Here is an 18001-nt window from a genome sequence, read left to right as displayed (position 1 = left end):
CGACACATGCTACCTGCCGTCCGGGCGGCTCACCGGAGGCTACTGGCGGGCCATCCATGAGGTGGCTGGCATGCCCATACCTGAGTTCGTCGCGCCCTACGCTCCAAGATCGGTCATGCCCCACTGCCGCTGAGCGGTGTGATCGTCGTCGTGCTCGACGATCGGAACCGGGTGCTCCTTGTTCGCCGGTCGGACAGCGGCGGGTGGGCTCTCACGACCGGGTGCCTGGAACCCGGCGAGCACCCGGCCGACGGTGCCTTGCGCGAGGTGTTCGAGGAAACCGGTGTCCGCGTGCGGGTGGAGCGTCTCCTCTCCGTAGAGGCGCTGGACCTGTCCGTCGCGCCCAACGGCGACCAGGTCTACTGGCTGACCATTGGGCTGCGATGCCGACTCGTGGAGGGCGACGCCCGGGTCAACGACGACGAGTCTGTCGAGGTCGGCTGGTTCGATCCGAACTCGGTGCCGCCGCTGCCTCCCCATCGGGCACGCTGCCTGACACTCGCGTTGGCCGATGACGCCGCCCCGTGGATCGCCGATCCCGTTTCCGAACTTGGCTCAACATTATGAGAAGCGTGGGCCGCTTCCTCTTCTCGTAATGTTGAGCCACCGCAGCTCAGACGGCCCGGGGTGGCTCAGCATCACTGAGAGCGGACAGTGTTGTTCGCGCGCGAGCAGGCGGAGTTCTTACCCACGTCCTACGGCACATCCGTGCGTGGTCACGTTGCCTGGGTCAACGACATCACGAGGTTCGCCGGGTCGAGCGCGTGGCGGGTGCCTGGTACTGTCGCCGCGCGTGACCGACCCGAGGAGGTGAGACCCATCAACGCTGTTTCAGGCTGGGTGCTCCCCTCCGTCGAGGTTGTGCGGTTCCGCTGACGTAGGTGGCCGTCGGGGCGCCCGCAGGGCATCCCGAAAGGCAAACAAAGTTATGCACTTCACCTCGCAGACGACCTCCAACGGGGTCTCGGAACGTCTCTTCGTCCTCGACGGCATCACCGGCGTGCTCTGGTCACCGTCCGACGCCGCTGGTAGCCGCCCGTTGGTGCTGCTGGGCCATGGCGGTGGCCAGCACAAGAAGGCCCCGGGCCTGGTGGCCCGTGCCCACCGTTACGTGACGACTCACGGTTTCGCGGTCGCGGCCATCGACGCGCCCGCGCATGGCGACCGGCCGAAAACCGAACAGGACGAACGGTTCTCGGCAGACATCAGCGAGCGGAGGGCGGCCGGCCAGCCAATCGGCCAGCAGATCGCCCGCCACAACGCCGCATGCGCCGCACGCGCCGTACCCGAGTGGCAGGCCACCCTGGACGCCCTCCAGGAACTCGGCGACATCGGCACCGGCGGGCCGGTGGGGTTCTGGGGCGTGTCGCTGGGCAGCGCGATCGGCGTGCCGCTGGCCGCGGCCGAACCGAGGATCACCGCCGCCGTCTTCGGTCTCGTGGGCCACGAGGCCCTGGCCGACGCGGCGGCCCGAGTCACCGTCCCCGTCGAGTTCCTGCTGCAGTGGGACGACGAACTGGTACCGCGTGACCGGGCGCTCGCGCTGTTCGACGCCTTCGCCTCCCGTGACAAGACGCTGCACGCCAACCCCGGCCACCACACGGGCGTACCCGCGTTCGAACTGGACAGCTCCGAGCCCTTCTTCGCCCGGCACCTCGTCGGAGCCGGCGCTCGCGCGACGCGCACGCCGTCGGCGGTCGCTGCCGAGCGGCGGTCCCCGCTGGCCGCCGATCAGCGCCGTCGAGCGATGTCGGTCTTCACGGGCGTCGACGGAGCGCAGCTTCACTACGACGAGTTGTACCGCGGCGACAACCACGACGGCGCCCTGCCGCTGATCACGCTTGCCGGTGGCGCAGCGCGGGATCCCAGCTACCTCGGCGATCTGGCTGGACTGGATGTGGGGCAGCGCCTGATCGTGCCCCACCTGCGAGGCGTGGGGTTGTCCCCGCTCCCCGACTCCACCGAGGCGGCCTCCCACTGGCAGCAGGCCGAGGACATCGAGCACCTGCGCGCTCACCTCGGCCTCGAACAGGTGTACCTGCTGGGACACTCGGCCGGCACGAGACTGGCGATCAGCTACGCCGCCCAGTTCCCCGAGCGTCTCGCGGGACTGATACTGGTCACGCCGTCGGCGGGTTATCTGGTCGACGTACCTTCCGACACCGGGGAACTCATCGACAAGCGGCGGGGCGAGCCGGCGTTCGACGCGGCCCTCACAGCTTGGGCCGCCGGCCCCGACGCCCACGACGATGACGCCTTCAACGCCTGGTGGTCACGTGTCGCCCCGCTCGGCTATGCCACGTGGACAGCGACAGAGCAGGCTCATGCGGCGATCGGGCGTACGAGCTTCGCGGCGAACAGGGCGTTCTTCAGCGTCGATCCACCACACGATCTCGCCGAACGGCTCGGCAAGGTCACCGTACCCGTCCTCATCGTCGTGGGAGCACAGGACTGCAGCGCTGGCGCCACTCAGGGGATCGCACTCGCTGATCTCTTCCCCGCAGGGAGGGCCGTGACGATCGAGCGGTGCGGACACCATCCTTGGGTCGAGCAGCCGACAGCGTTCCGACACGAAGTAGATCGGTTCCTCAGCAGCCTGCCGCACCGGACCTGCGGTCCGCGCTGACCCAGCGTCGTCGCCCGCCGTCACCCCTCCGTCCGCCGGACGGGAGTAGCGCACAGTAACTGCCCCGAGGCGTGTCCCACGGTCGGTGGAAGGCAGCTTCTCCAGCGTCGCACGGCAAGAACCTGGGCTTGGCTCAAGATAGTGGGAACAGCCGCAGCTGATCTCACTATCTTGAGCCACCGCAGGTCAGGGGCGGTTCAGGTGGCTCAGGATGAATGGGAAGGGACAGGTGTCCGCGAGGGCCTCGGTCGGGTGCCGACGTAGGCCGCGAGGTGCTCGCCGGTGAGGGTGGAGCGGGCGGCGACGAGGTCGGCGGGTGCGCCCTCGAAGACGATCCGGCCGCCGTCGTGGCCGGCGCCGGGCCCGAGGTCGATGATCCAGTCGGCGTGCGCCATGACCGCCTGGTGGTGCTCGATGACGATGACCGACTTGCCGGAGTCGACGAGCCGGTCGAGCAGGCCGAGCAGCTGCTCGACGTCGGCGAGGTGGAGGCCGGTGGTCGGCTCGTCGAGGACGTAGACGTCGCCCTTCTCGGCCATGTGGGTGGCCAGCTTGAGCCGCTGCCGCTCGCCGCCGGACAGCGTGGTGAGCGGCTGGCCGAGGCTGAGGTAGCCGAGCCCGACGTCGGCGAGCCGGTCGAGGATCTTGTGGGCGGCCGGCGTGCGTGCCTCGCCGTCGTCGAAGAACTCCTCGGCCTCGGTCACCGACATCGCGAGCACTTCGGCGATGTTCCGGCCGCCCAGTGTGTATTCCAGCACCGACGCTTGGAACCGCTTCCCCTCGCACTCCTCGCAGGTGGACTCGACGGTGGCCATCACACCCAGGTCGGTGTAGATGACGCCGGCGCCGTTGCAGGTGGGGCAGGCGCCCTCGGAGTTGGAGCTGAAGAGCGCCGGCTTCACGCCGTTGGCCTTCGCGAACGCCTTGCGGATCGGGTCGAGTAGTCCGGTGTACGTCGCCGGGTTGCTCCGCCGCGAACCGCGGATCGCGCCCTGGTCGATCACCACCACACCGTCGCGGCCGGAGACCGAGCCGTTGATCAGTGAGCTCTTGCCGGAGCCCGCCACCCCGGTGACGACGGCCAGCACGCCGAGCGGGATGTCGACGTTGACGTCCTGCAGGTTGTGGGTGTTGGCGCCGCGCACCTCCAGCACCCCGGACGGCGTCCGGACCGTCTCCTTGAGGGCGGCCCGGTCGTCGAGATGGCGTCCGGTGAGGGTGTCGCTGCCCCGCAGCGCCTCGACGGTGCCCTCGAACACCACCTCGCCGCCCTCGGTGCCGGCACGCGGGCCGAGGTCGACGACGTGGTCGGCGATCGCGATCGCCTCCGGCTTGTGTTCCACGACGAGCACCGTGTTGCCCTTGTCGCGCAACTGGAGCAGCAGGTCGTTCATCCGCCGGATGTCATGGGGGTGCAGGCCGATGGTGGGCTCGTCGAAGACGTAGGTGACGTCGGTGAGCGACGAGCCGAGGTGGCGGATCATCTTGGTGCGCTGCGCCTCTCCCCCGGACAGGGTGCCCGACGGCCGGTCGAGCGAGAGGTAGCCCAACCCGATCTCCGCGAACGAGTCGAGGAGGTGTTGCAGTCCGGTGAGCAGCGGGGCGACCGACGGCTCGTCGAGGTCGCGGACCCAGTCGGCCAGGTCGCTGATCTGCATCGCGCAGAGGTCGGCGATGTTCTTGCCCTTGATCTTGGACGAGCGGGCCTCCGGGCCGAGCCGGGTGCCGTCGCACTCGGGACAGGTCGTGAACGTCACCGCCCGCTCCACGAAGGCGCGGATGTGTGGCTGCATCGCGTCGACGTCCTTGGACAGGAACGACTTCTGGATCTGCGGGATCAGCCCCGCGTACGTCAGGTTGACTCCTTCGACCTTGATCTTGGTCGGCTCCTTGTGGAGCAGGTCGTGCAGCTCCTTCTTCGTGTACTTGCGGATCGGCTTGTCCGGATCGAAGAAGCCGCTGCCGCGGTAGATGCGCCCGTACCAGCCGTCCATGCTGTAGCCGGGGATCGTGAGCGCGCCCTCGTTGAGCGACAAGCTGTCGTCGTACAGCGCGGACAGGTCGAAGTCGGTGACCGAGCCCATGCCCTCGCAGCGCGGACACATGCCGCCGAGACGGGTAAAGGTCGCCTTCTCGGTCTTCGTCTTGCCGGCGCCGCGCTCGATGGTGATCGCACCGCTGGCCTTCACCGAGGGGACGTTGAACGAGTACGCGTTGGGCGAGCCGATGTGCGGCTGCCCGAGCCTGCTGAAGAGGATGCGCAGCATCGCGTTGGCGTCGGTGGCGGTGCCGACGGTGGAGCGGGGGTTGGAGCCCATCCGCTCCTGGTCGACGATGATCGCCGTCGTCAGGCCTTCCAGTACGTCGACCTCCGGCCGCGCCAGCGTCGGCATGAAGCCCTGCACGAAGGCGCTGTAGGTCTCGTTGATCATCCGCTGTGACTCCGCGGCGATCGTGCCGAACACCAGCGAGCTCTTGCCCGAGCCGGAGACGCCGGTGAACACCGTCAGCCGGCGCTTCGGGATCTCGACGGTGACGTCCTTGAGATTGTTCACGCGCGCGCCCTGCACGCGGATCAGATCGTGGCTGTCGGCAGCGTGCGGCGCAGGCGACTGCGGGTCCGTCCTCGTGGCCATGCTCATTGTGTCTCCATCTGTGAGGCGGGGCCGCCTTCACGGCCTCCGTCGGCGTCGCCTGGCTCGATCTGACCAGCTTCGAGCAGTACGTCTGGTTCTCCTTCGGCGGCGCGGTCGCGGCACCGGTCCGTTGTCCACCTGAATGGCGGTGACGGCCGGGGTGGCGCGACGCCCGGCCGAGGCGTCGATCTCGAGGATCTCGACTTCGCCCTCGATCATCGACACGTCGCGGGTGTGGCCCAGCCCCAGCCGAACGGTTCGGCTGGCAGCCAGGTTACTGCCGGTCGGGCTGTCCGTCGGCGTGGCCACCAGCAGCGCCTCGTCCTCCTTGGGCGAAGGACAACGGCACCAGGTACGGCGCACCGTCCGCCGAGGCACTGGCCACCCAGACATCGATGTCGTGGGTGAGCCGATGCGCGGTGTCGCGACGACGCTGAGCGCGGGAGCGGGGGCCGGCACTCATCGGTCCTGGAGCAGCCCCAGGACGTTGCCGTCGGGGTCGGTGACGGTGGCCACCAGGCGGCCGCCACCGACGTCGTGCGCGGGCTCCTTCACGGTGGCGCCCGCGGCGGTCACCTCGGCCAGCTTCGCCTCGATGTCCGGCACGTGCCAGTAGGTCACCGGTGAGGTCATGCGCTGCGGTCCACCGCCCGGCAGCAGCCCGATGTGCTGGCCCGCGGCCTCAAAGCCGACGTAGTAGGGCCCGTCGGTCTGTGGCGGTACGCCAAGCAGGGCGGTGTACACCGCCTTGGCCGTCGCCAGGTCGGACACGGGATGCAGCACGGGCTTGATTCCCTGGATGGAAGAGTCGGTCATGGCGGTCACGCTACGTGCGGCTCGTGGCCCGCGCTTCTCGATTCCTGATCGGTCTGGTCGCCTGTTTCGCGACGCACGGCGGTATCTCCGCCGTCGCGCGAGCTGTCTGGCTCCGATAGGTGCTGGGCGGCACACCGACCAACTCGGTGAAGCGAGTGCTGAAGGTGCCCAGCGACGAACAGCCGACCGCGAAACAGACTTCGGTGACGCTGAGGTCGCCACGACGCAGCAGCGCCATCGCGCGCTCGATGCGCCGCGTCATCAGATAGGCGTACGGCGACTCACCGTAGGCGAGCCGGAACTCGCGGCTGAGATGCCCGGCTGACATGTGCGCGCCGCGGGCGAGCGTTTCGATGTCCAGCGGCTGCGCGTACTCCCGGTCGATCCGGTCGCGGACGCGGCGCAGCCGCGCGAGGTCGCGCAGGTGCTGTGCAGCGGCGGGACTGCTGGTCACCTGCGAAATCGTGCCACGTCGCACCGGCGTTGCCCAGCGCCGCTGGCGTCCCACTCCACTCCGTGTCCGCTCAGGCCTGGTTGTGTTCCGCGTTACGTTCTCGACCCGTTCAGGCCCTGCGGATCAGCTCGCCGAGCGCGACGGGAGTCTCAGGTTCAACCACCACGAACTGATCATCCCGCCGCGCCTGGCGACAGTGCTTGCCCACAACTATTCGCTGCGTGCGGTCTCCGGGCCGGTGATGCGCTCCAGCAACGGCAGCGTGGAGGCGATGATGCCGAGGCAGGCCGCCAGCCCGACGACGACGATCACATAGAACCCCACGCCCGGCGCGGTGAGCGTGTAGTCCATCTGCGCCCTGAGGAACAGTTGTGCGGCGAGGAAGCCCATGCCGATCGCGACCACGGCGACGGCGAGCATCGGTACGGCGCTTTCGAGCGCGACCACGCGGCGCAGGACCCGCACCGGCGCGCCGCTGAGGCGGAGCAGGCTGAACGGGCGCTTGCGCTCACTGAGACCGCCGACCACGCTGACCGCGAGACTGCAGCCGGCGAGCGCGAGGCTGGCGATGATGATGACGTTGGCCATTTGTTGCCAGGCACGCAGCGTGTTGGCGAACTCCGACTCGAAGTCGCCGGGAACGTGCGGGGCCACCCGAAAGGCCGTCGGGTAGGCCGACTCGAGGACCGTGCGCGAGCGTTCCAGCGCGGCGGTCGAACCGTCCGTTCCGACGACGATCGACGCCACCGGCAATCGCTGGAGGTCGCCTGGTGCGACCGATGCGGCTGGCCAGACCCTCGTGGACGACGCCGATTCACCGAAGGGGATGAAGTCCGTCGGTACCACGGCCGCGGTGGCGCCGTCGGCGCACCGGCCGTACTCCTTCGGGAGGTCGGTGCACGTGATCACCCCGGCCTCGCCGGTCCTGACCGGGTTCTCGCGGACCACGGTCGCGGTCTGCACGCCGGGGATCGAGCGCAGGTCGGCCAGCACCGTGCCGGGCACCGACGGCGGGTTTTCGGTGAAGATGGTGGACAGGGTGCCGGCGTCGGTCGAACCGATCGGTGCCGGGCCGCGGTTGGCGCCGATCGTGGTGATCACGCCGACGGCGACGCTCGTGACGAAGAGCGCGAGCATGATGCCGCTGATCGCCCGGAAGCCGGCCTTCGGGTTGTCGGCGAGGCGTCGGGCGGCGATGAGCGTGGCGGGCCGGCTGGCGAACCGGGCCATGACCCGGGCGCCGACCATCGTCAGCCAGGGGCCGGCGAGGACCAGGCCGGCCATGATGAGCAGGAGCCCTGGCAGGAACACCGCGGTCTGGCCGCCGGACGTTTCGGGCCGGTGGCCGATGGCGAATGCCAGCTCACCGACGCCGAGCACGAGCGGGATCAGCCGGTACGCACGCGGGGGGCGGGGGGTGACCCGCCGGGTGACGCCGAGCGGGGAGATCCGCACGCGGCGCAGCGAGATCTGCGCCGCCACTGCCGCGCCGGTCGGGACCCCGAGCGCAACGAGCAGGACGTCCAGTACACCCAGCGACATGTCGCTGGTGAAGAACCGCGTCCCGGTGAACGGGATGTTCGCGAGCGAGCCGCGGAACGCGAAGAACAGAATGAAGCCGAGGGCGGTGCCGGCGACGGCGGCGGCGCCCGCCTCGACCGCTGCGACCACCGAGATCTGCTTCGGCGTCGCGCCGACCAGGCGCATCGCAGCGAACCGCTGCTCCCGGCGGGCGGCGCTGAGCCGGGTGGCCGTACCGATGAAGATCAGCACCGGAAACAGCAGTCCGCCGGCTATCACGCCGAGGATGAGGTTCACCACCGTCTCGGGAACCGCGGGAGTGTTGTCGCCCACGCTGGTGAGCTGCTTGGCTTGGGGTAGCTTGGCGACGTCGTCGGAGGTACCGCCGACGATGACGAGCAGGGTGTCCGGCGACGTCAGCGCCGCCGGACCGATCGTGCCGAGGTCATGTCCGGGGTATCGGTTGCCGAGCTGGTCGGCCGGGTTGGCGGCCAGCAGCTTCTGCATCGACGGTGAGGCGTAGTACTCCCCCGGCCCCGGCGTCGTCGGAATGCCGATCGGGGTGGGCGAGGTCGGTCCGGTCGCGGCGACGTCGATGCGGAAGATCTGCTTGCCGTGGAAGTAGTCCTGCCGCGTCGACCACCACAGTGGATCCGCGTCGCCGTCCGTCGATGCGATGGGGTTCATCGACGCGTACCGCGTGAGCTGGGCGTTGACGGCGTTGACCCCGGCGAGGGTGGCCAGTAGCAGCCCGGCGCCCACGGCGACAGCGGCGGCGATGATGACGAGGCGGGTGAGCGCCTCCCGGCCGCCGGCGATGGCGAGGCGAAGCCCGAAGCCGATCATGACGCGATCCGTTCCGGCGCGTTCACGCGCCCGTCTCGGACGATGACCTCGCGGTCGGCGCACGCGGCGACCCGTGGCTCGTGGGTGACCAGGATGACCGTGGTGCCCTGCTCGCGGGCCGCGGCGACCAGCAGGTCCATGACCTGTTCGCCGGTGAGTGAGTCGAGCGCGCCGGTCGGCTCGTCGGCGAAGAGGACCTCCGGCTCGGCGACCAGGCCGCGGGCGAGGGCGATGCGCTGCGCCTGCCCCCCGGACAGCTCCCCCGACCGGCGCTGTTCCATGCCGTCGAGGCCGAGGCGCTCGAACCAGCCGTACGCCTTGCGCAGCGCCTCCGTCCGGCGGACCCCGCTGAGCAGCAGCGGCAGGGCGACGTTCTCCGCCGCGGTGAGTTCGGGGACGAGCTGGCCGAACTGGAACACGAACCCGAAGCGGTCGCGGCGCAGGCTGCTGCGTTCGGTCTCGGTCATGGAGTCGACCCGGGCCCCGTCGAACAGGATCTCGCCGGAGTCGGGAACGAGGATGCCGGCCAGACAGTGCAGCAGCGTCGACTTGCCCGAGCCGCTGGGGCCCATGATGGCGAGGATCTCGCCCGCGTCCGCGGCGATGCTCGCGCCCCGCAGCGCGGGGGTCTTGCCGAACGAGAACTCGACGTTCCGCGCTTCGATCATGATGGTCATGCCCGCACCGTCTTCTTCAGGGCGTCCAGCCGGGCGCCGGTTATCTCGATCCACCGGAGGTCCGCCTCCAGGTGGTACAGGCCGTGGTCGGCGAGCAGCGCGTCGACGAGGCTGCCGGTGCGCTTGATTTCGGTGAGGTCGCGCATCCGTTGCAGGTGTGCGCTGCGCTGGGTGTCGAGGTATTCGCCGGCGGGACGGTCCAGCATCAGCGCGAGCACGACCTTGGCGAAGAGCACGGTCTGCAGGTGGGGCTCCGGCTCGACCGGCTGGGTCAGCCACTGCTCGACCTCGGTCGCGCCCAGATCGGTGATGATGTAGCGCTTGCGGTCGGGGCCGGCGCCGGGGCCGACCTCGCTGATCACCACCTTGCCGTCGCGGGCCAGGCGGCTGAGGGTCGAGTAGACCTGGCCGAACGGCAGTGGCTTGCCCCGCCCGAAGTAGGCGTCGTAGTCGCGCTTCAGGTCGTACCCGTGTCGGGGTTCCCGTTCGAGCAGGCCGAGGAGGGTGAGTGGAACGCTCATGCCAGCAGACTACACCGAAGGTATACCTCGCGTACATACACTCGGGTCTTCGCCAGCCCACCAGCACATTTGCAGCACCTGGGCAGTCCTGCCCCGCCTCGCCCGGCCTGCCTACGCGGACCGACGCCCGGCGACGCCGTTGGCGGGGTAGCGCCACAGTCGTGGTCATCAGCGGGGGTACGTGGAGCGGGGTCGGGGCCTCTACAGTCGCCGGATACCGGGGCGTCGGTACGACGGCGAGGAACTGTTCACCGCGCGGCTGTTCCTGCGGCGGCCGGTCGCCGCCGACGTGGGAACGATCCACGCGCTGCACCGCGACGCGACAGCCTGCGCCCACAACCCGCCCGACACGCCTGCGGGCCGAGGACCGGTACCGGCGGTGGGAGGCCCTTGACGCCTGATCTTGCAAAAAACAGCGGTAGGTCCTGAGTGACCTGTCAGGCGTGGATGTAGCGGTGTAGCGAGGTCTTTGGGATACCGGCCTTCGCGGCGATCTTGCCGAGGCTGTGGCCTTGTTCCTTGAGTAGCCGCGCGTATTCGATCTTGTCGGCGGGGTGGGCGACTGGGCGGCCGCCGGCTTCGGCCACGGCGCGGGCGTGGGCGGCGCGTTCGGCGGTGAAGGTGCGTTCCATGTCGGCGAACAGTGCGAGGAGCAGAAACGCTATGCGGCCCATTCCCTCGTTGGTGGTGTTGATCGGCAGCGGGTCGGCGAGGGAGCGCACGCCGATGCCGCGTTCGGCGAGGCCGTGGATGAGGTTGAGGACTTCGCGGAGGTTCCGGCCGAGCCGGTCGAGGGTGTAGACCACGACCGTGTCCCCGTGGCGGGCGTACTTCAAGAGTGCGGTGAGGCCGTCGCGGTCGACGGTGGCGCCGGTCTTCTTGTCGGTGTGGATCCGCTCGTCTGGGATACCTGCGGCAGATAGCGCGTCCAGTTGCCGTTCGAGGCGGCCGGTCTGATGAAGGGCGTCATCGGCTTCGTCCTCATCTACCTCGCGAACAAGGTCGCACACCGCCTCGGCGAGCAGGGGGTCCATCGATGAGCACCGCTTCCTTTACGGCTCTGCTGCGCCGCGACCGCCGCCACACCGAGCGCCCGGTCTGGATGGAGCGCCCGAGCGTTACGGCGCAGGGGCTGAAGTTCCTGGCCATCGTCGTGATGACGTCGGCGCCGAGCGAAGCGTTGTGCGCGATGCGGGCGCGAATGTCGTCGTCGGTGGTGACCTCGCCGCCCAGGAAGCCGCAGTGGCCGCCGTGCGAGGTCAGGGGGGGCGGTCGCGGTGAGGATGCGGGGGCCGGGGAGGGCGCCGGAGGTGATGGCGGAGCGGAGGGAGGCCGCGAGGGCGTCGCGGTCGCCGAGGTCGCGCAGCGTCGTCACTCCGGCTGTCAGGAGCTGCCGGGCGCGTTCCGCCATGCCTGCGGAGTGCTCTGCCGGGGTGGCCTGCGCCGTCGTGCCGATGGGGTCGGGGCCGGAGTCGAAGGCGAGGTGGACGTGGCAGTCCGTCATGCCGGGCAGCACCGTCGCGCCCGGGCAGCGCAGGCGGGGCACTTGGGGGTCCACCGTCGCGTCCAGCTCGGCGGCGGGGCCGACGGCGGATACGGAGCCGGTGCTCTCGTCGACGAGCACGGCGCCGTCGGCGGTCACCCGGTCCGCGGGGCCTGCGATGACACGGTCGGCGGTGATCAGTAACGTGTCCACGGGGGTGGGGGTCTCCTCTCGTGCCTGCTGCTTCCCTGCTGCTTCCCGGCGAAGCGTTCCGCGAGCCCTCCTACGGGAACTGCTTCTCCTCGCGGCCGATGTCGTCGATCGGGCCGAGGATCGTCCAGCCGGGCCCGAGGGGACGGGTGGAGCGGAAGCCGTGGGCGTCCGCGTACTCCTCGGCCTCCTCCGCGGTGTCCTCGGGGGCGCGCATGATCGTGTAGCGCGGGGGGTCCTCGTGGTAGAAGCGGTAGAACGTGCGGCCCTCGTCCTTGGGCTGGTAGAGGATCACGCTGACGCCCCAGAGGGCGTCGTACACTTTCTGGTCGCGCGGGGGCGTCGTCGTGCACGTGTCGGAGGGGCGGCCGGGCTCGCGGACGCAGGTCCGGTACCGGCTCCAGTCGATGCGTTCGGCGCGGGGGTGTTCCGCGATCAGCTTCCGCATCCGGGCGTCGGCCCGGGCGAAGGCGTCCTCGCGGCGGTCGTACTCCTGCTGCAGCCGGTTGAAGCGCTGCTCGTCGAAGCCGCTGCCGAAGTGGGCCTCCAGGCCCGCGAGGACGGCGACCCGCCAGGCCAGGTACCCGGCCGTCACGACGAGCAGCGTGACGACCAGGACCCGGCCCGGCGTGTGCCTGTGGGGCATCAGGTCGGCGAGGTCAGAACGTGCCGTTGATGGGGATCTCGACGTCCGCCTGCGCGATCGGCGGGGGGTACTTCCTGTCGAACCGGTCATAGTGCTGGAGCGTAAACAGTCGATGAAGCCGTACTCGGCCTGGGACTCTCAGCTCAGACACCAGCCGCAAGGTGGTGGTCAGGACTTCGTTACCGCGGCCTTCTTCGACTGGCGGGGCACGGTTTTGGTCTTGTCGAGGTGTCCGTACACCGTCGACCGGGTACGCCGAACATGTCGGCGATCTGCTGGACGGTCTTCTCCCGCTCGTCGTAGAGGCGTTGGGCGAGCGCGGCCTGGTCTGGGGTGAGCATGGGTCGGCGAGGACACCGTCACCTACCGCTGTTTTTTACAAGATCAGGCGTCGAGGGCCTGGGACGCGCACCCGGGGTGCCCATGGTTTCGGCTACCGGGCTCTCGGGGGACGGGTCACAGGCCGCCGGCCACCCGCAGCACCGCGCCGGTGGTGTAGGAGGCGTCGGGGCTGAGGAGCCAGGCGACGGCGCCGGCGACCTCGTCGGGTTCGCCGGGTCGGCCCATCGGTACGCGGCCGGCGTTGCGGTCGGGGCGGTCGGGCATGCCGGACAGGGCGTGGATGTCGGTGCGGATGAGGCCGGGGGCGACGGCATTGACCCGGATGCCGTGCGGGGCGAGTTCCTTGGCCAGGCCGATGGTGAGGGTGTCGGTGGCGGCCTTGACGGCGGCGTAGTGGATGTACTCCCCCGGGCTGCCGAGGGTGGCGGCGGCGGAGGAGATGTTGACGATGGCGCCGCCGGTGGTGAGGCGGCAGGCGGCCTGTTGGGCGCAGAGGACGTAGCCGATGAGGTTGACGTCGACGACGTGGCGCAGGTCGTCGGGGCGCAGGTCGGTGAAGGGTCCGATGGGGCTGGTGACGCCGGCGTTGTTGACCAGGCCGGTGAGCGGGCCGAGGTCGGTGGCGGCGTCGAAGAGCCGGGCGACCTGGTCGGGGTCGGTGGTGTCGGCGGGTACGGCGACGGCGTGCCGGCCGAGGGCGCGGATGTCGGCGGCGACGGTGGTGGCGGCGTCGTGGTCGCGTCGGTAGCCGATGGCGATGTGGTGGCCGTCGTGGGCGAGGCGTCGGGCGACGGCAGCGCCGATGCCGCGGCTGCCGCCGGTGATGACCGTGACCGGATTCAATGGACCGCTCCCCTGCGCCTGTGTGGTGGCGACGCTACCGTTTCGGGCTCGGGCCGGTCACGGAGAGGGTGGTCACAGACGACGCGGGCTTTGGCGCTGGCGGGGTGAGCGGGCTGGCCTGGGAGTGGGGGCTGCTGGCCGGGCTGGCGCAGGGGGGGCGCTGACGGACGCGGATCTGGTGGTGGGCACGTCGGCGGGGTCGGTGGTGGGGCGAAGTGGTGTTCGGGGCGGCCGATGCGCCAGTCCTACGAGGCGCAGGCGGCGGCGGTGGCCGAGGAGGTGGCGGCGGTCTGCGCCGCCACCTCCTCGCGGTCAGGTGATGTCACGGCGCATCGGGATGACGACGGCAATGGCGGCGGCGATGATCGTGTAGGTCGCGAGCAGGAGTGCACCGACGACGGGTGACAGCAGCGGGGTGGGTGCGGTGCCGAGTTCCTTCGCGACCGAGTCGGTGAGGTAGGTGAAGCCGGTCAGGGCGGCGGTCGCTCCTCCGGGCAGGACGGGGTAGGCGGTGTTGACGCCGGGGATCAGCATGAGCAGTGGTTCGCCGAGGTAGAGGTAGCCGACGACGACGCCGAGCGCGGCGATCTGGTGGCGCAGGAGCGCGCCGACGCCGACGCCGAGCAGCAGGTAGGCGGCCATGGCCACGCCGACGCGGGCCAGCAATTCGAGCACCGTGCCGGTGGGGAGCCCGAGTGGCACGCCGCGGGCGGCGGCGACGCCGAGGATCGCGGCGGCGGCGGTGCCGGCGAGGACGGTGCCGTAGCCGATGGCGACTGTCGCGTAGGCGGTGAGTTTGGCGGCGAGGACCTGCCAGCGGCGGGGCGCGAACAGGAACGTGACCGCAGCGGTGTGGTGGCGGTACTCGGAGGTGACGGCGACGGCGCCGAAGGCGGCCGGCACGAATCCGGTGATGCCGAGGATGCCGAGCAGGGCGCGGATGCCGGTCTCGGTGTGCAGGCCGGGCATGGGTGGGGTGAAGTTCTCCGGGCCCACGGCCGTCATGAGGCCGGCCAGTCCCCCGCCGAGCAGCGCGGCGGTGGCCAGGATGCCCAGCGGTAGGCGGGTGGCGCGGAGCCGGCGGAACTCGGCGGTGATCAGCCGGGTCATCGGGTGTCCTTCTGTCCGGTGGGAGCGGTCAGGCGGAGGAAGAGTTGTTCGAGTCCGCCGACTTCGGTGGTGAGTTCGTGTACGCGCAGGCTGTGCCGTGCCGCCAGGTCGGCGATGGCGGGGGCGGTCAATCCGTGGACGCGGATCCGGTCGGGTCCGGTGCGTTCGGTCCGGGTGCCGGTGAGCGCGGCGACGAGCGCGTCGGTGTGGGGTGAGCCGACCATGACCGTCGGCGGGCCGGTGAGCTGCGACCACGGCCCGCAGGCGAGCAGTTCGCCGTGGCGGATCACGACGACGTTCTGGGCCAGCGGTCCGATTTCGCCCAGGACGTGGCTGGACACCAGGATGGTCCGGCCGTCGTCGGCGAGGGTGCGCAGGAAGTCGCGTAGCCAGGCGATGCCTTCCGGGTCGAGGCCGTTGCTGGGCTCGTCGAGCAGGAGCACGCGTGGGTCTCCGAGCAGTGCGGTGGCGAGGTTGAGGCGTTGCCGCATGCCGGTGGAGAAGGTGCGGGTGTGCCGGTGGGCCGCGGTGGTGAGGCCGAGTTCGTCCAGCAGGTGGTCGACGCGCGTGTCGGGGTGTCCACCCAGGGCCGCGTAGACGCGTAGGTGATCGCGGGCGGTGTGCGTGGGGTGGAAGGCGACGGTGTCGAAGACGGCGCCGACGGTGCGGGTGGGGTGTGGGAGGCGTCGGTAGGTCAGTCCACCGATGGTGGCGGTGCCGGAGGTGGGCGACACGAGGCCGGTCAGCATGCGCAGTGTGGTGGTCTTGCCGGCGCCGTTGGGGCCGAGGAAGCCGGTGACGACGCCGGGTTCGACGGTGAAGGTGAGGTCGCGCACGGCGGTCACCGGGCCGTATCGCTTGGTCAGGTGGTTCACCTCGATCCGAAGGTGCTCGCCGCTCACCGGTGGCTCCTGATGATCTGGCGGATCGACTCGACGAGGGTGGGGGCGGCGGGGTCGGAGAGCACGATCTCGTCGTAGCCGGCCGCGGCCGCGCGGTCCACGAGGAGGTGCAGGCCGGGCTGGCCGCGGCGGGCGGACACGAGTTGTCTCGGGCCGCCGAAGATCCCCCAGGTGCCGATCTTGAGGAAGCCGGAGATGGCGATTCCGCTGCGGGCGCCGCGGGGCAGCCGGAGCGGCTCCGGGGCGTGGCTGGCTTCCCGTACGGCGGTGAGTGGCACGCTCAGCCGTTCCCGTCGGGTCCACAGCCGCTCACCGGAGGTGAACCGGATGTGGACCCGGTCATGGGTGAGGGTGGTCGTGGCCATCAGGTTGGTCCTTCCGTGGGTCCTCGGGCGTGGGTGGGCCCGGGGCGGCGTCGGGTTGGTCGACCGGCAGCAGGATGGTGGCGAGCAGCCGGGGGGTTCGGTCGGCGGTCGGTTGGTGGGCGATGAGCGGCAGCAGCAGGGTGCCGAGGTCGCGGGCGAACGAGGCCAGTTCGGCGTCGCTGAGGTGCAGCACGAGCTGCTGGTAGCCGACTCCGTCGGCGGTGTAGTCGATGTGGTCGCGGTCGAGGTATCGCGAGAACTCGGACAGGAGGCTGGAGACGAACGCGGTGAACCAGCGGGCGTGGTCCTCGCGGTCGGCAGTGGCCAGGGTGACGGCGTCGGGCGTGCTCCCCTGGGCGGGTAGCGCGTAGACCCGTTCGGTGGCGCCCCGCACCGGTCGTTCCTCCACGACGTCGAGGAGCCCGGCCCGCACGAGGGTGGCCAGGTGTCGGTAGAGGGTGGCGTGCGGGATGTCGGGAAGTGCCGCGACGAGGTCACGGGTGGTGCGCCGGCTGCCTGCCACGGCCCGCAGGATCCGGATCCGGACCGGGTGCAGGGCGAGGTCGGCCCACCGGTCGTGCGAACTCTTCACGGCCACAACGATATCACTATCGATAGTGATATCGTTGTCGGCATGGCCGGAACGACAACGGCCGATGACGCTCGCCTACGCTCACCCGCGACGGAATCGCAGATGGAGGTACGCGGTGGGCGTGGGTGTCGGTGATGTGGTCGAGGATTTCGAGCTGCCGGACGAGACCGGTACGCCCCGGCGGTTGTCGGAGTTGCTGGCGGCCGGGCCGGTGGTGTTGTTCTTCTACCCAGCGGCGATGACCCGGGGCTGCACGGCGGAGAGCTGCCACTTCCGCGATCTGGCGGCGGAGTTCGCGGCGGTGGGCGCGCAGCGGGTGGGGATCAGCCGGGATCCGGTGGAGAAGCAGGCGGAGTTCTCCCGGTTGCACGGGTTCGACTACCCGCTGCTGTCGGACGTGGACGGCGCGGTGGCGCAGGCGTTCGGGGTGCGCCGGCGGGTGCCGCTGGGGCCATTGAGCACCCGGCGGATGACGTTCGTGATCGGGCCGGAGCGCCGGGTGCTGGCGGTGATCCACAGCGAGTGGGGCATGAACGAGCACGCCGACGCCGCGTTGCGGGCGCTGGGGGGTTGATCTTCCGGGTGTCGCAGCCAACTGGTATCAAGGCAGGAATCAAACAGGTGTACGGAAGAGGGCTGTGATGGCGGGCCAGGGTTTGTCCACTGACGAGGTGCAGAGCATCCGCGAGGCGTTGGCCGCGGGCCGCAAGCCCAAGGTGGTGTTCACCGCCTCGGCGGGTCAGATCGCCGGGCAACTGGGCCAGGTGGTGGAGCTGACCGACCCCGATGTGTCCGACGAGTTCGTGGTGGTCCGGTTCGGCCGCGACGAGCTGCCCTTCTCCCCCGCCGACGTGGCGGTGGCGCCACGCGGCGCGGGCCGCAAGGTGGTCGAGCCGAACCCGGAGCCGCCGGCCGAGGAGCCGGCCGCGCCGGCGGAGCCGGAGTTCGTGCTGGACACCCCGCGGGTGCCGGCGCCGCGTCGGGAGGAGCCGAAGGTGGAGCAGCAGGTGGAGAAGGCACCGGCCCGGCGGGCGGTGAAGGCAGCCAAGCCGAAGAGCCCGGCCGGGCTGACGGTGACCCTGGCGTACGCCGACGGCGAGTGGACGGTGGCGGCGCAGCAGGGCGCCAGGGCCCTCGCGAAGCCGTACGTGGTGAAGCCGGCGGAGGCGTTGAAGATGGTGGCGCTGGTGGATGTGCCGGGGGTGCAGGAGGCGGTGGAGCAGATCCTGGCGGCGGAGCGGTCAGAGGCGGAGCAGCAGGCGGAGAAGCTGCGCGCGGAGCTGGCGGAGATCGAGGCGCGTCTGGCGGAGCTGCGCGAGGCGCGGTGACGGTGTCCCCGCCCGGCGTTTCGTTGACGCTGGGCGGGGCTCGTTCTCTCCTGGACGGCGGGGGTCGAGTGCGGCTGCGGGTG

At 70.4% G+C, this 18001-nt stretch carries 18 protein-coding genes; 4 read left to right on the top strand and 14 right to left on the bottom strand.

Annotated features, from left to right (window positions below; translation table 11 throughout):
* Positions 1–138 precede the first annotated feature (138 nt).
* On the top strand, positions 139–567 hold the full coding sequence (locus tag ABZ807_RS17900) for an NUDIX domain-containing protein (protein ID WP_357158606.1): 429 nt from the start codon (positions 139–141) through the stop codon (positions 565–567).
* Between the two features lie 361 nt (positions 568–928).
* Positions 929–2626, top strand: coding sequence for an alpha/beta fold hydrolase (locus tag ABZ807_RS17895; protein ID WP_357158603.1), 1698 nt, complete (start codon positions 929–931; stop codon positions 2624–2626).
* A 206-nt stretch (positions 2627–2832) separates the two neighbouring features.
* On the opposite strand, the gene ABZ807_RS17890 is transcribed toward ABZ807_RS17895, so the two are convergent.
* From ABZ807_RS17890 to ABZ807_RS17825, 14 genes are all read right to left on the bottom strand, one after another.
* The gene (locus ABZ807_RS17890; protein ID WP_357158600.1) at positions 2833–5262 is read right to left on the bottom strand and encodes an excinuclease ABC subunit UvrA; all 2430 of its coding nucleotides are present in this window, start codon (positions 5260–5262) and stop codon (positions 2833–2835) included.
* A gap of 459 nt (positions 5263–5721) precedes the next feature.
* Entirely contained in the window at positions 5722–6078 is a 357-nt protein-coding gene (locus ABZ807_RS17885) for a VOC family protein (protein WP_357158597.1), read from the bottom strand.
* 10 nt (positions 6079–6088) lie between these two features.
* Complete coding sequence (locus ABZ807_RS17880) at positions 6089–6532, bottom strand: helix-turn-helix transcriptional regulator (protein WP_357158594.1); 444 nt, start codon at positions 6530–6532, stop codon at positions 6089–6091.
* A gap of 210 nt (positions 6533–6742) precedes the next feature.
* Positions 6743–8899, bottom strand: coding sequence for an FtsX-like permease family protein (locus tag ABZ807_RS17875; RefSeq protein ID WP_357158591.1), 2157 nt, complete (start codon positions 8897–8899; stop codon positions 6743–6745).
* Positions 8896–9576, bottom strand: coding sequence for an ABC transporter ATP-binding protein (locus ABZ807_RS17870; RefSeq protein WP_357158588.1), 681 nt, complete (start codon positions 9574–9576; stop codon positions 8896–8898). The genes ABZ807_RS17875 and ABZ807_RS17870 overlap by 4 nt, the downstream gene beginning before the upstream one ends.
* Complete coding sequence (locus ABZ807_RS17865) at positions 9573–10097, bottom strand: PadR family transcriptional regulator (RefSeq protein ID WP_357158584.1); 525 nt, start codon at positions 10095–10097, stop codon at positions 9573–9575. The genes ABZ807_RS17870 and ABZ807_RS17865 overlap by 4 nt, the downstream gene beginning before the upstream one ends.
* 437 nt (positions 10098–10534) lie before the next feature.
* Positions 10535–11131 (bottom strand): recombinase family protein, encoded by a 597-nt coding sequence (locus ABZ807_RS17860; RefSeq protein ID WP_357158581.1) that lies wholly within the window; start codon positions 11129–11131, stop codon positions 10535–10537.
* Complete coding sequence (locus ABZ807_RS17855; protein WP_357158708.1) at positions 11083–11601, bottom strand: amidohydrolase family protein; 519 nt, start codon at positions 11599–11601, stop codon at positions 11083–11085. Before ABZ807_RS17855 ends, ABZ807_RS17860 begins: the two co-directional genes overlap by 49 nt.
* A gap of 262 nt (positions 11602–11863) precedes the next feature.
* Complete coding sequence (locus tag ABZ807_RS17850) at positions 11864–12436, bottom strand: hypothetical protein (RefSeq protein ID WP_357158578.1); 573 nt, start codon at positions 12434–12436, stop codon at positions 11864–11866.
* A gap of 456 nt (positions 12437–12892) precedes the next feature.
* Complete coding sequence (locus ABZ807_RS17845; protein WP_357158575.1) at positions 12893–13621, bottom strand: SDR family oxidoreductase; 729 nt, start codon at positions 13619–13621, stop codon at positions 12893–12895.
* Positions 13622–13933: 312 nt separating this feature from the next.
* Positions 13934–14731 carry an ABC transporter permease gene (locus tag ABZ807_RS17840; RefSeq protein WP_357158572.1) on the bottom strand — a complete coding sequence of 266 codons (798 nt, stop codon included), beginning with the start codon at positions 14729–14731 and terminating at the stop codon, positions 13934–13936.
* Positions 14728–15633, bottom strand: coding sequence for an ATP-binding cassette domain-containing protein (locus ABZ807_RS17835; protein WP_357158569.1), 906 nt, complete (start codon positions 15631–15633; stop codon positions 14728–14730). Before ABZ807_RS17835 ends, ABZ807_RS17840 begins: the two co-directional genes overlap by 4 nt.
* Complete coding sequence (locus tag ABZ807_RS17830; protein WP_357158566.1) at positions 15630–15998, bottom strand: hypothetical protein; 369 nt, start codon at positions 15996–15998, stop codon at positions 15630–15632. Before ABZ807_RS17830 ends, ABZ807_RS17835 begins: the two co-directional genes overlap by 4 nt.
* Positions 15973–16590: a helix-turn-helix domain-containing protein gene (locus ABZ807_RS17825; RefSeq protein WP_357158563.1), complete on the bottom strand. Its 618-nt coding sequence runs from the start codon at positions 16588–16590 to the stop codon at positions 15973–15975. Before ABZ807_RS17825 ends, ABZ807_RS17830 begins: the two co-directional genes overlap by 26 nt.
* 115 nt (positions 16591–16705) lie before the next feature.
* Between ABZ807_RS17825 and ABZ807_RS17820 the strand changes: the two genes are divergently transcribed.
* Together ABZ807_RS17820 and ABZ807_RS17815 are read left to right on the top strand one after the other, a co-directional pair.
* Positions 16706–17164, top strand: coding sequence for a peroxiredoxin (locus ABZ807_RS17820; protein ID WP_357158560.1), 459 nt, complete (start codon positions 16706–16708; stop codon positions 17162–17164).
* A gap of 67 nt (positions 17165–17231) precedes the next feature.
* On the top strand, positions 17232–17918 hold the full coding sequence (locus ABZ807_RS17815) for a hypothetical protein (RefSeq protein WP_357158557.1): 687 nt from the start codon (positions 17232–17234) through the stop codon (positions 17916–17918).
* Positions 17919–18001: the final 83 nt, after the last annotated feature.

It is taken from the genome of Micromonospora sp. NPDC047548, assembly GCF_040642975.1.
Lineage (GTDB): Bacteria > Actinomycetota > Actinomycetes > Mycobacteriales > Micromonosporaceae > Micromonospora.
Note: the sequence above shows the minus strand (reverse complement) of the source record. Positions and strands in the feature narration are given on the sequence as shown.